Origin of the sequence: Streptomyces sp. NPDC088553 (assembly GCF_044752965.1) — a bacterium.
Taxonomy (GTDB): domain Bacteria; phylum Actinomycetota; class Actinomycetes; order Streptomycetales; family Streptomycetaceae; genus Streptomyces.
In genome coordinates this window covers 63,911-76,711 of the sequence record NZ_JBIVMG010000009.1, presented here as the reverse complement: position 1 = coordinate 76,711, position 12,801 = coordinate 63,911, and the positions used below count along the sequence as shown (strand labels likewise).

Genomic DNA, 12,801 nt, shown 5'->3' with positions numbered 1-12,801 from the left:
ACCACTTTCAACGGGGATTCAAACGTGAAGATGCGTCATGTCCGCGCGATCGCTGTCTTCGGCATCGCGGTCGTCGCCCTGACCGGTGCCCGCGGCTCGCACGGCGGCGGCTGCGGCAGCAGCAGCTCCGGCAGTTCGAGCAGCAGCAACCACAACGGCGACAACGACAGCACCTCCGGTGGCACCTCCGGCGGCTCCCTTCCCGGCGGCTCCAGCAGCGCCGACAAGGCGATCCGCGACGTGACCATCAACGAGTGCAGGTACGACGCGGCGACCAAGAACCTCGTCGCCCGCGTCACCGTGAAGAACGACGGCGTGCTCGACTACGACTACACCGTCACCATGAAGTTCAAGGGCGACGCGGCCGGCAGCGCGGTACCGGCGAGCGCCACCAAGACCGCCATCAAGGTCGCGGCGGGCGCCTCCGTGAACGAGGACCTCACCACCGCCTACCCCGGAACCGGCGACGGCTCCGAGTACACCAAGTGCGAGGTCTCGCGAGCCTCCCGCTCCTGACCCTCCGCGGGACCCCGGGGCTCACCCCCCGGGGCCCCGCGGCCCGCGGCCCGCAGCCCCTCGGCCGGTCAGTCCCTCAGTCGTGCAGACGTGCCAGCAGTGCCACCGGCCGCTCCGCGAACAGCTCGGCCAGTTTCAGCTCCGTCGCCGGGCCGCCGATGAACTCCCGCACACCGTCCAGGACATCGGCCCAGCGGCCCTCCGGCAGGACCAGCTCCGTGTCCTGCCAGCCGCCCGCCTCCCAGAGCCGCAGCGGCAGCCGGGTGACAGCGGTGATCACCTCGTCGGAGCGGCTGAAGGCCAGGCAGTGGGCGGCCGTCGGACCCTCCGCCGACAGCGGGGTGTACGTGCCCCTGGCGCCGAAGGCCGCGGGGCGCTCGCGCCGCAGTCGCAGCGCCGCCCGCACCAGGGCCGTGTGGTCGTCGTCCGCGCCGATCGCGAACGGGGCCCGGTTGTCCGGGTCGACGAGGGCCCGGTACTCCCGCTCGGTGTTCTGGTACAGCTCCGGCACCCCCGGCATCGTCAGCTGCGTGAGCAGCGCGCCCAGCGCGTGCGCCCGGATGTGCGGCTCCAGGGCGAAGGCCGCCTCCGAAGCCGCCCGGAGCGGGATGCGGCCGGGACCGGCCGCCGCGAACTCCTCCACCGCCCGCTCGTACTCCGTGTCGGGCTCCGTCCAGCTGGTCCGGAGCCCCGCCTCCCGCACGGACTTGAGGATCGCCGGGCCGAGCCGGTCCGGGTCGGGGGCGCCGAAGCCGAAGGCGGTCTGCCAGGCCGTCCAGGCCACGTGCGGGTCCGGCGACGGCACTCCCGCGACCTCGGCGAGGAGATCCACCCACACCTGCGGGCACTGCGAGAGGACCGCGATCGCGGCCCGGACGTCGGCACTGCGCTTGGTGTCGTGCGTGGACAGGACGGTGCCGGTGCCCGGCCAGTCCTGTGAGATCCGCCGGCAGTACGCGTGGAACTCGTCCACCGGCACCGCCGGGCGCCCCGCGTCCCCGCCGACCTCGTTCGCCGAGAGCAGCGGGGTGTACCGGTAGAAGGCCGTGTCCTCCACGGACTTGGCCCGCAGCGCCGACGAGGTCTGGGCGAACCGGGCCCGGAACGCCCGGTGTTCGGGCCCGTCACCGAGCGCGCCGAGCGCCAGGTCCCGTACGACGTCGACCGCGGCGGCCTCCTCCGGCACCGCGAAGGCCGCCTTCGCGCCGCGCGCCGCCTCCGGGGTCAGCACCTCCTCGCCGCCGGTCCGGTAGGGGCGGTAGACCGGGACCCGGACCAGGAGTTCGCGGACGGCGGTGCGCAGCGCCCACGGCGCGTGGTCCCGCAGGGCGGGGTCGGCGGCGCAGATCCGCTCCGCGATGCGGGTCAGGACGGACGTCTCGGCGGCCAGGTCGTGGCCGACCACCTCGTACGCGGCGCGCCGCTCGGTCGCCTCCCAGCGGCCGCCCCTGTCGCCCGCCCGGCAGACGAACTCCCGGTACAGGTCCGTCAGCTCGTGGGCGCCGACCGGGTCGGTGAACACCCCGTCGACGTGCCGCAGGGCGTCGTACCCGGTGGTGCCGGCCACCGGCCAGGCGGCAGGCAGGGTCTCCGCACCGGTGAGGATCTTCTCGACCACCGTCCAGCAGTGACCGCCGGTGGCCTCGGCGAGCCGCTCCAAGTAGCCCTGGGGGTCGGCGAGTCCGTCCGGGTGGTCGATCCGCAGCCCCTCGACCACCCCGTCCCGGACCAGCTCCACGATCTTCGCGTGGGTGGCCCCGAACACCTCGGGGTCCTCCACCCGTACCCCGATCAGATCCGAGATCGTGAAGAAGCGCCGGTAGTTGAGCTCGGTGCGGGCGAGCCGCCACCAGGCGAGCCGGTACCACTGGGCGTCGAGCAGCTCGTCGAGCGGCAGCCCCTCCGTGCCGGGCCGCAGCGGGAAGTCCTGGCCGTCCAGGTGCAGGCATCCGTCCGCGACCCGCAGCCGGTCCCGCACCTCCGGGAGCCGCGCGGGCAGCACCGGGAGCAGCAGCCGGCCGTCCCCGGCGGACCGGTCGATGTCGAACCAACGGGCGTACGGCGAGGCGGGACCGTCGCGGAGCACGGCGCGCAGCGCGTGGTTGTGCCGGGCGGAGGCCGCCATGTGGTTGGGCACCAGGTCGACGACGAGGCCGAGCCCGTGCGCCCGCGCGGTCGCGGCGAGGGACCGCAGCCCCTCCTCGCCGCCGAGCTCGGCGCGCACGGACCGGTGGTCGGTGACGTCGTAGCCGTGGCTCGAGCCGGGGACCGCCTCCAGGATGGGCGAGAGGTGGAGGTGCGAGACCCCGAGGCCCGCGAGGTGCGGCACGGCCCGCTCGGCCGCCGCGAACGGGAACTCCGGCTGGAGCTGGAGCCGGTAGGTGGCGGTGGGGAGCGCGGGCGGGGAGGAGTCGGAACCGGACGGGAGGGAGGTCGGGCCGGACGGGAGGGAGGTCATGCGAACGTACGTACCCCGCGGGAGGGCTTCTGTGTCATCGCCCCATGCACCCGTTCGTGTGCATCGCGTTACGTTCGCCCGATGCTCCGGATGTATCGCGACACGCTCTCCCTGCTCGGCCCGGCCCTGCCCGTCGTCTCCTTCCTCGGCCGGCTGCCCACCGCCATGTGCCAGCTGGGCAGCCTGCTCCTGGTCGCCGAGACGAGCGGCTCCCTCGCCACGGCCGGCCTGGCGGGCGGGGCGCTCGCGGCGGGGCAGACCGTCGGCGGGCCGGTCATCGGACGCCTCACCGACCGGCACGGTCAGCGCGGGGTCGTCCTCGTGGCCTCCCTCGCCAACGCCGTCGCCGTCACCGCCCTGGTCCTCGCCGCGCCGGCCCACGCCCCCACGGCCTGGCTGATGGTCCTCGGCGGGCTCGCCGGGGCGACCGTCCCCCAGATCGGGCCGCTCGCCCGGACCCGCTCGGTGGCCCTCGCCCGCCGCTCCGGCGCCGACGACCGGACCGTCGGCACGGTGCTCTCCTTCGAGGGAACCCTCGACGAGGTGTCCTTCGTCCTCGGCCCGGCTTGCGTCGGCCTCGCCGCCGCCGTCGCCCACCCGGCGGCCGCGCTCCTCCTGGCGGCGCTCCTGCTCGCCGTCTTCGGTACGGCCTTCGCCCTCCATCCGACGGCGCGGGCCACCCTTCCCGAGCCGCCGGCGTCCACCCGTACGGGCGCCGCCGAACGGACGCGGCTGCCGGGATCCGCGTACGCCCTGCGCGGCACGATGGTCCTCCAGGGCGCCATGTTCGGCGCCTCTCAGGCCGGGATCACCGCGCTCACCGAGGAGCTCGGCGCGCCCGCCCAGGCCGGTCTCGTCTACGCCGCCATGGGAGTGATGAGCGCCGCCGTCGGTCTCTCCCTGGCGGCCGTGCCCGCCCGGATCGGGCTGACGACCCGCTGGCGCACGGCGACCGCGGCGCTGGTCGTCCTCTCCGTTCCACTGCTGTTCGTCGGCTCCCTCGGCGCCCTGTACGCGGTCGTCGTGGTCCTCGGGGCCGCCTACGCCCCGCACCTGATCACCGTCTTCGGGCTCACCGAGCGGACCGTGCCGGCCGCCCGGCTCGCCGAGTCCATGGCCTTCCTCACCAGTGGGATCGTGGCCGGTCAGGCCCTCGCCCTGGCCGTGTCGGGCCGACTCGCCGAAGGCCACGGCGCCCCCGCCGCCTTCGCGGTGGCGGTGGGGGCGGCCGTGGCCTGCGCGCTGCTGTCCTGGACGGTACGGGCGGCGGCGCCCGGTCCCGTACCGGAACTCAGGCCGGCCGGCGCAGAACGGTCAGGCTGAGCGGCGCGAGGGTCACCCGCTCGCCGCCCACGAGCTCAGGGCCCTCCTGCGGTGGCATCCCCTCCGGATCGGAGGTGTCCACCACCGTGCGCCAGCGGGTCCCGTGGCTGTCGGGGACCGCGAACTCCAGCTCCTTCGACGAGGCGTTGAACATCAGCAGGAACGAGTCGTCCGCGATCCGCTCGCCCTGGGTGCCCGGCTCCGAGATGGCGTTGCCGTTGAGGAAGACGGTCAGCGCCTGGGCGTGCGCCGCCTGCCAGTCGCGGGACGTCATCTCCTCGCCCTCGGGCGTGAACCAGGCGATGTCGGTGAGCTCGTCGTGGGTGCCCTCCACCGGCCGTCCGTGGAAGAAGCGGCGGCGCCGGAAGACCGGATGCTCCCGGCGCAACCGCACCATCGCCCGGGTGAAGCGGAGCAGCGTCGCCTCCGCCTCGGCGTTCTCCTTCGGCCAGCGCACCCAGGACACCTCGTTGTCCTGGCAGTACGCGTTGTTGTTGCCGCCCTGGGTGCGTCCGAACTCATCGCCGTGACTGAGCATCGGCACCCCCTGCGAAAGCATCAGGGTGGCAAGGAAGTTACGGCTCTGGCGGGCGCGCAGCTCGGCGATCCCGACGTCCTCGCTCTCGCCCTCCACGCCGCAGTTCCAGGAGCGGTTGTAGCTCTCGCCGTCCCGGTTGCCCTCGCCGTTCGCCTCGTTGTGCTTGTCGTTGTACGAGACGAGGTCCCGCAGGGTGAAACCGTCGTGGCAGGTCACGAAGTTGACCGAGGCGAGCGGCCGCCGGCCGTCGTCCTGGTACAGGTCGGAGGAGCCGGTCAGCCGGGAGGCGAACTCGGCGAGGGTGCGGGGCTCGCCCCGCCACAGGTCCCGTACGCAGTCCCGGTACTTGCCGTTCCACTCGGTCCACAGCGGCGGGAAGTTGCCCACCTGGTAGCCGCCCTCGCCGACGTCCCAGGGTTCGGCGATCAGCTTCACCTGGCTGACCACCGGGTCCTGCTGCACCAGGTCGAAGAACGAGGACAGCCGGTCCACCTCGTGGAACTGTCGGGCCAGGGTGGCCGCCAGGTCGAAGCGGAAACCGTCCACGTGCATCTCGGTCACCCAGTACCGCAGGCTGTCCATGATGAGCTGGAGCACGTGCGGCGAGCGCATGAGCAGCGAGTTTCCGGTGCCGGTGGTGTCCATGTAGTAGCGGGGGTCGTCCGCGAGCCGGTAGTACGAGGGGTTGTCCAGGCCCCGCATGGAGAGCGTCGGGCCCAGGTGGTTGCCCTCGGCGGTGTGGTTGTAGACCACGTCCAGGATGACCTCGATGCCCGCCTGGTGCAGCGCCCGTACCGCCGACTTGAACTCCAGGACCTGCTGACCCCGGTCGCCCCAGGACGCGTACGCGTTGTGCGGCGCGAAGAATCCGATCGTGTTGTAGCCCCAGTAGTTGGAGAGCCCCGCGTCGACCAGTCGGTGGTCGTTCACGAACTGGTGAACGGGCATCAGTTCGAGCGCCGTGACGCCCAGTTCCTTGAGGTGCCCGATCACCGACGGATGCGCCAGACCCGCGTACGTGCCGCGCAGCTCCTCCGGAAGGTCCGGATGGAGCATCGTCAGGCCCTTCACATGGGCCTCGTAGATCACCGTGTGGTGGTACTCGGTGCGCGGCCGCCGGTCGTCGCCCCAGTCGAAGTACGGGTTGACCACGACCGAGGTCATCGTGTGCGGCCCAGAGTCGAGGTCGTTGCGCGCGTCCGGCTTCCCGAAGGGATAGCCGTACACCGCCTCGCCCCACTCGACCTGCCCCGACACCGCGCGCGCGTAGGGGTCGAGGAGCAGCTTCGCCGCGTTGCAGCGGAGCCCGCGCTCCGGGGCGTACGGGCCGTGCACCCGGAACCCGTACCGCTGACCGGGCATCACGCCCGGCAGATAGGCGTGCCGCACGAACGCGTCGGTCTCACGCAGCTCCACCGCCGTCTCCGAGCCGTCGTCGTGAAGCAGACACAGCTCGATCCTGTGGGCGGCCTCCGAGAAGACCGCGAAGTTGGTTCCCGCTCCGTCATAGGTGGCGCCCAGGGGGTACGCCTGTCCCGGCCAGACCTGCATGGATACGACTCTTCCTCTTCTGTCCGGGTTTTATAGCTGTTCTTCGGCCGAATCCTGCCCGAAAGAGGCGCAACCTCCTAGGACTTCGCCCCGTCCTACCGGGTGACCGCACACCTAGAGGGGGAATGAGGGGGAAGTGTGTACGAAATAGCGCGCCGCCACCTGGGGAAGGTGGTGGCGGGAGCGGCCATGGCGGTGACGGGAACCGCCGTCGCGGTCGCGATCAGCCTGCCGGGCTCGGCGGGGGCGGACGACACGCCGGGCGGCCGCGCCGCCGTCGGGGTGGGGGCGGCCGGAACCGCGGGGTCGGCCGGAGCCGCCGGTTCGACCGGACAGCAGGGCACGGACGGAACGCGGGGAGCCGACGCGCAGGCGCAGGGCGGCGCGCCCCCGCCGGCGACCGTGGCCCCCGCGGCGGCCGAGGGGGAGAAGGGCGTGGGCAGCGACCCGCTCACCGACGACGAGCTCGCGCGTGCCGAGACGCTGGCGCTGACCCCGCCCGGCGCCGCGGCCCAGCAGAACGTCGAGGGCGGCCGGGGACCCCAGCACCTGGGCACCGGCCTCGCCGACCCGCTGCCGGGGGACGGCACGCGCCGCGCCGAGGTCCGCTTCTACGACTACGGCCGGGACGAGCTCATCACCCGGACCGTCAACCTCACCACGGGGAAGGTCGAGAAGTCCGGTGCGCAACGCGGGGTCCAGCCCTCCGCCCACCCCGAGGAGCTGCGCGAGGCCCTGGAGCTGATCCTCGCGAGCCCCCTCGGGAGGGGCGTCAAGGAGGACTACAAGGACGCCACCGGCAAGGAACTCACCTCCACCGCCCAGTTGTGGTTCAACGGCGACCTCTACCGCACCTACCGCGAGGCGAACGTGCCCGCGCAGCTCACCCGTTGCGGTGAGCACCGGTGCGTACGGCTCGTCACCAAGGTCCTCAACGGGGCCTGGATCGACACCCGCGACCTGATCGTCGACCTCTCCGCGAGGACCGTCACCCGCGTCGGCTGACCACCGCCGCCGGTCCTCTCCCGCCGCCCCTCGCGGACGGCGGGCCGATCTCCGTACGAGGGAGCACGTCCCCATGTCCACCCCGCACACCCTGTCCACCCGGCGGAAGCCGCGCACCCGCGGCGCCGTCCTGACCGCTGCCGTCCTGCTCGGCACCGCGACCGCCGCCACCGGCCCGGCGACCGGGGCCACCGCGGCCCCCGCACCGGCCCCGACGCGCAACCCCGTGGTGCCGCCGCCGTCCCCGACGCGCGCGCCCGTCACGCCCGAGGCCGACTGCTCCAACGCCTACCGCATCACGCAGAAGCTCGACGGCGGCGCCACCTGGCGCATGTGCTGGCGCTACGACACCGACGCCGGGCTCACGCTCGACAAGGTGACCTACCAGCCGCCCGGCGCGGCCGCCCCGATCAAGGTCCTCACCAGCGCCCGGCTCGCCCAGATCCATGTGCCCTACGACGACGGCGTCGCCGAGTACGACGACCTCACCGGAGCGGGCTTCGGCTGGGGCCTGCAGAACCTCAAGCCGGCCGAGTGCCCGGGCGGCACCCTCACCACGGTCAAGGTGCCCGAGGTCGGCCAGGTCAAGGGTCTGTGCACCACCACGCGGGCGCGTGGCCACGCCTACCGCATGGCCAGCGACAACGGCAGCAAGGTGTACCAGGCGCAGGCCAAGGACCTCCTCGTCTACACCGTGAACAAGGTCGGCTGGTACGAGTACATTTCCGAATGGCGGTTCTCCGCCGACGGCACCATCGGCGCCAACGTCGGTGCCACCGGCAGCCTCTCGCCCGTCGACTACAACGCCACCGACGGCCGCGGCTGGCCCATCGGCAAGGGCTCCCGCGCCTACGCCACCAGCCACGCCCACAACGTCTTCTGGAAGCTCGACTTCGGTCTCGACGGCTCCACCAAGGACCGCGTCGAGCAGTTCGACTCCACCGTCACCGCGCCGGCCCCGGGCGGCGGCGGACCGACCGTGAAGACCAAGCGCACCGTCGTCACCAAGGAGCTCGCCGGCGACGCCAAGAACATGCGCTGGTGGCGGGTGGTCAGCGGCACCGGCAAGAACGCCGACGGTCACGAGCGCTCGTACGAGATCGTCCCCGGCCACACCGACACCCACGCGGGACGCGGCTTCACCAAGCACGACGTGTACTTCACGCAGGCGCGCGCCTGCGAGAAGTTCGCGAGCAACAACATCGGCAACTGCGCGCCCAACGCCGGCGACAGCGTGGACAAATGGGTCAACGGTGAGACCCTGACCAAGCCGTCCGTCTGGGTCAACATCGGGTTCCACCACATCGCCCGGGACGAGGACCAGCAGCCCATGCCGGTCCACTGGCAGGGCTTCCAGCTCGCCCCCCGGGACGTAACCGCTATGAATCCGCTCACTCCGTCCGATCTCGCCTCTCAGAACGGGCAGCCCGATCTGGGGAGTTGAGGAAGGAGCCTGACGATCCTGCTGCACCGCCTCCCGCTCGCGGAGTACCCTTCCTTGATCGTTGTCGGACCGGTCGACACGGGCGTCCAGGAGCAGAAGGCGGTGCGCGGGTGAGCTCGGGAGGTCTGGAGCTGCCCCCAGGGGATCCGGGTCAGGAGAAGGGTCCCGCCGGCCCCGCCGAGGCCCCGCCGGGCGCGGTCGCGCCACCGGGCGCCGTGCCGCCCGGGACGGTCACCGTGGCCCGGCCGGTGGAGATAGGCGCCGAGCTCGACTGGGACGCCGAGGCCTGGAGCGAGGTCCGCACCCGCGCCCAGCGCGCCGGACGGGCCTACATCTGGCTGAACCTCGTCGAGCAGCGGCTCCGCGCCGTGGTCGCGGCCGTCCTGCGGCCCGTGTACGAGCCCGTGCACGGCGAGGAGTGGGTGGTGGCCGCGGCGGGCCCCGCCGGCCAGGAGTGGGTGCAGCGGGCGGTCGCCGTGCGCGAGGTGTCGCGCCGCAAGGGCTATCTGCTCGACCCGGCCGACGACAACGTCCTCAGCTTCCTCACGCTGCCGCAGCTGCGTGAGCTGATGGTGCAGCACTGGCCCTGCTTCGAGCCCTACTTCGACGACCGGCGCGAGGTCGAGCTCGCCCTCGACGAGCTGGAGGTCACGCGCAACGTGGTCTCCCGCAACCGGGCGCTCTCGCTGACCGTCCTCGCCCAGTCGGAACGGGCCTCGGCCCGCATCCTGGAGATCCTCGGCAGCGGCGCCGGGGTGCCCTCCGCCGACCGGCTGCCCGTGGACGCGGTCGAGGACCTCGTCGGGGACCGGTACGCGGACGTGGTCTCCGTCCACCCCGACCGGGTCCGGCTCCAGCGGCAGCTGCCGGCCGAGGACCTCTTCGGCGGAGCCCGTCGCCTCGACGCCACGGGCATAGGTCTCAATCTGCTCGTGCAGAACTTCTCGGGGCGCCGCATGGTCCGGCTGGCCGAGTCCGGTTGCCGGACCCGGCTCCTCTTCCTCAACCCCGCGAGCAGCGCGGTGAAGCGCCGTGAGCGCGAACTCGGTCTCAAGAAGGGCGAGCTGAGCCGCTCGGTGGAGATGAACATCCTCCACATGCGCCGGGTCCGCTCCAAGCTCCGCGACCCGGGTGCCTTCCAGATCCACGTCTTCGACGAGACGCCCCGCTTCACCGCCTATCTGGTGGACGGCGACGGACCGGACGGGGTCGGCGTCGTGCAGTCCTATCTGCGCCGGGCCCGGGGCATGGAGGCACCGGTCCTCGTCCTGCGCGGCGGCGGGCGGAACGTGGTGCGGCACGGCCAGGGCATCCGTGACGGCGATCACGGACTTTTCGAGACATACCGGGAGGAGTTCGAGTCCGTCTGGCTCGACTCCCGGCCCGTCTCCTGACCCTCCGACGGGGGACACCGGAGGCGTTGTCAGTGGTGCGTGCGAGGGTGGTCAGCACCACGGGGGAGATCACGTAAGGAGGACCCGATGGCTTGGCACGGCGAGACGCTGGTCGGCTTCGACCTGGAGACGACCGGCACCGAACCGCTGGAGGCCCGGATCGTGACGGCCTCGATCATCGAGGTCGACGGCGGGGGACACGTCACACGTCGGCGGGACTGGCTCGCCGACCCGGGCATCCGCATCCCGGAACAGGCGTCCGCGATCCACGGCATCAGCACCGAGCGGGCGGCCGCCGAGGGCCGGCCGGTGCGCGAGGTCGCCGAGGAGATCGCGCAGGCCCTCGCCGCGTACTGGGAGGACGGCGTCCCGGTCGTCGCGTACAACGCGTCCTTCGACCTGACGCTGCTCTCCGCCGAGCTGCGCCGGCACGGACTGCCCTCGCTCAGCGAGCGGCTCGGCGGGGTCCCCATCGGGCCCGTCGTCGACCCGTACACCATCGACCGGGCGGTCGACCGCTACCGGCGCGGCAAGCGGAACCTCGAAGCGGTCTGCGGGGAGTACGGGGTGGTGCTCGAAGCCGCCCACCAGGCCGCCGCCGACGCGCTCGCCGCCGTCCGGGTCGCCGTCGCGATAGCCGAGCGGCACCGCCAGGTCGCCGAGCTGAACCCGGCCGAGCTCCATGAGCGCCAGATCGGCTGGTACCGCGCCTGGGCCGAGGACTTCCAGGCCTTCCTGCGCCGCAAGGGCGACGCGGAGGCGGTCGTCGACTCCACGTGGCCCCTGCGCGAGGCGGTCGCGGCGGCGGTGTAGGACGCCGCCGTCCCTTCCTCTAGGAGTGCTCCTTGAGGAAGGAGAGGAGCAGGTCGTTCACCCGCTCCGGCTGATCCAGCGGGAACCAGTGACCCGCGTCCTCCACGCGCTCGTACCGCCAGGGACCGGTGACGTGTTCTCCGGTGTCCACCATCTGCCGCTCGCCGAGGAACCGGTCGCCGGTGGACCAGACGCCCATGGCCGGGACGGACAGCGGGGGAAGCTCAGGGGGCGCACCCAGCTGGGTCTCGATGGACAGCCCCGACCGGTAGATCTGGAGGGCGGCCGTCAGCCCACCCGGAGCGCGCAACGGCTCCAGGACGGCCTCCGCCTCCGCGTGGTCGTCGAGCATCTCGCGCAGCCGCGCGAAGTCCTCGCGGGAGAGCCACTCCTCGGCGAGTCCCTCGTGCTGGAACATCGACAGGTGCCACAGGCGCTGCCGCTGCTCCCAGCCCGCGGCGAGGATCGCCGCGAGGTTGCCCACCGACATGAGCGTCGCGCTCGCCACCCGGTCCGGTACGACCTGCGCGATGCCCTGCGCGAGACCCGAGCCCCAGTCATGGCCGACCACATGGAACCGGTCGACCTCCAGCCGGGCCAGCAGCTCCAGCAGATCGCCCACGTGCTTGGCCGGGTGGTACGCCTCCGGACCGCCCTCGGGACGGTCCGAGGCGCCGAAACCCCGCAGCGTCGGGGCGACCGTCATGAACCCGGCCACGTTCAGCGCCGGGATCTGATGACGCCACAGACGGTGGCTGTCCGGGAAGCCGTGCACGAGCAGCACGGCCGGTCCCGCGCCGCTCACCTCGACGTCGAGCGCCACCTCGGACAGTTCCACGCGCATCCCAACACCCCGTTCTCGGAAGCCGGTTCGGTCAGGACCACATGATGTCAGAACGGGTACCAGCGCACCTCGGGGTCGCCGTCCCGCAGCGAGGCCACCCGCCGCTCGAATTCGGCCAAAGCCTTCGGGTTCGTCGGCGCGTGCTGCGCCACCCACGCACAGCTCGCGGTCTCCCGCGCCCCGCGCAGCACCGCGCACCCCTCCCACTCCCGCACGTCCCAGCCGTACGCCTCGGTGAAGGCCTCGTACGCGGCCGGGTCCAGGCCGTACCGGTCCCGGGAGAGGGCGAGCACCACGAGGTCGTGCTCGCGCAGATCCGAGGAGAAGGTCTCCAGGTCCACCAGGACCGGGCCGTCGGGGCCGACATGGACGTTCCGGGGGAGCGCGTCGCCGTGGATCGGTCCCGGCGTCAGGTACGGCGTCAGCGCCGCCGCCGCCGGGGCGAAGGCATCGCGCCGCTCCCGCAGGAAGGCCGCGTCCGCCGGGTCGATCGCGCCGCCCGCCAGCCGCAGCCACCGCTCGACCCCGCCGAGCAGCTCACGGCGCGGCAGCGTGAAGGCCGCCGGCTCCGGCAGCGCGTGGATCCGCCGGAGCAGCGGCGCCAGATCACGGGGCTCCGCGGGCCGTACGGCCTCGGGCAGCCGGTGCCAGAAGGTGAGCGGGTGCCCCTCGACCAGCCGCGGCTTCTCCTCGGCGGCCCGCACCGCCGGGACCTCCGCGTCGGCCAGCCAGGCGGCCAGCGCCAGCTCCCGCTCCGCCCGCTCGAACAGCTCCGCGTCCCGGCCCACCTTCACGGCGAGATCGCCCACGGCGAAGACCGCGTTCTCTCCGAGGGCCAGCAGCCGCGCCTCCGCGACCGGCACCCCCGCCGCGGCCAGGATCTCCCGCGCCCGCGCCTCGTCCATCGACCTCTCC

At 72.9% G+C, this 12,801-nt stretch carries 10 protein-coding genes; 6 read left to right on the top strand and 4 right to left on the bottom strand.

Annotation, left to right across the window (positions count from 1 at the left end):
* Positions 1-30: 30 nt before the first annotated feature.
* Positions 31-516 carry a hypothetical protein gene (locus tag ACIP8Z_RS28810; protein WP_402088885.1) on the top strand — a complete coding sequence of 162 codons (486 nt, stop codon included), beginning with the start codon at positions 31-33 and terminating at the stop codon, positions 514-516.
* 76 nt (positions 517-592) lie between these two features.
* Here ACIP8Z_RS28810 and treY read toward each other — a convergent pair whose 3' ends face one another.
* Positions 593-2,974 (bottom strand): malto-oligosyltrehalose synthase, encoded by a 2,382-nt coding sequence (gene treY, locus ACIP8Z_RS28805; protein WP_402088490.1) that lies wholly within the window; start codon positions 2,972-2,974, stop codon positions 593-595.
* A 90-nt stretch (positions 2,975-3,064) separates the two neighbouring features.
* Between treY and ACIP8Z_RS28800 the strand changes: the two genes are divergently transcribed.
* The gene (locus tag ACIP8Z_RS28800) at positions 3,065-4,297 is read left to right on the top strand and encodes an MFS transporter (protein WP_402088882.1); all 1,233 of its coding nucleotides are present in this window, start codon (positions 3,065-3,067) and stop codon (positions 4,295-4,297) included.
* Here the strand turns inward: ACIP8Z_RS28800 and glgX are convergent.
* Positions 4,266-6,386, bottom strand: coding sequence for a glycogen debranching protein GlgX (glgX, locus tag ACIP8Z_RS28795; RefSeq protein WP_319321957.1), 2,121 nt, complete (start codon positions 6,384-6,386; stop codon positions 4,266-4,268). The genes ACIP8Z_RS28800 and glgX overlap by 32 nt on opposite strands.
* A 189-nt stretch (positions 6,387-6,575) precedes the next feature.
* Here glgX and ACIP8Z_RS28790 point away from each other — a divergent pair, with 189 nt between their 5' ends.
* The 4 genes from ACIP8Z_RS28790 to ACIP8Z_RS28775 all read left to right on the top strand — a co-directional run bounded on the left by ACIP8Z_RS28790 (position 6,576) and on the right by ACIP8Z_RS28775 (position 11,042).
* Positions 6,576-7,391 (top strand): Tat pathway signal sequence domain protein, encoded by an 816-nt coding sequence (locus ACIP8Z_RS28790; RefSeq protein ID WP_402088879.1) that lies wholly within the window; start codon positions 6,576-6,578, stop codon positions 7,389-7,391.
* Positions 7,392-7,464: 73 nt separating this feature from the next.
* A complete protein-coding gene (locus ACIP8Z_RS28785; protein WP_402088487.1) occupies positions 7,465-8,835 on the top strand; it encodes a copper amine oxidase in 1,371 nt (456 codons plus the stop codon).
* Positions 8,836-8,945: 110 nt separating this feature from the next.
* Positions 8,946-10,229 carry an SAV2148 family HEPN domain-containing protein gene (locus tag ACIP8Z_RS28780; protein ID WP_073906727.1) on the top strand — a complete coding sequence of 428 codons (1,284 nt, stop codon included), beginning with the start codon at positions 8,946-8,948 and terminating at the stop codon, positions 10,227-10,229.
* 87 nt (positions 10,230-10,316) lie between these two features.
* Positions 10,317-11,042: a 3'-5' exonuclease gene (locus ACIP8Z_RS28775; protein ID WP_402088484.1), complete on the top strand. Its 726-nt coding sequence runs from the start codon at positions 10,317-10,319 to the stop codon at positions 11,040-11,042.
* Between the two features lie 19 nt (positions 11,043-11,061).
* On the opposite strand, the gene ACIP8Z_RS28770 is transcribed toward ACIP8Z_RS28775, so the two are convergent.
* Both ACIP8Z_RS28770 and ACIP8Z_RS28765 read right to left on the bottom strand, forming a co-directional pair.
* Complete coding sequence (locus ACIP8Z_RS28770; RefSeq protein ID WP_402088481.1) at positions 11,062-11,886, bottom strand: alpha/beta fold hydrolase; 825 nt, start codon at positions 11,884-11,886, stop codon at positions 11,062-11,064.
* 47 nt (positions 11,887-11,933) lie between these two features.
* Positions 11,934-12,791 carry a phosphotransferase gene (locus tag ACIP8Z_RS28765; protein WP_402088478.1) on the bottom strand — a complete coding sequence of 286 codons (858 nt, stop codon included), beginning with the start codon at positions 12,789-12,791 and terminating at the stop codon, positions 11,934-11,936.
* Positions 12,792-12,801 lie beyond the last annotated feature (10 nt).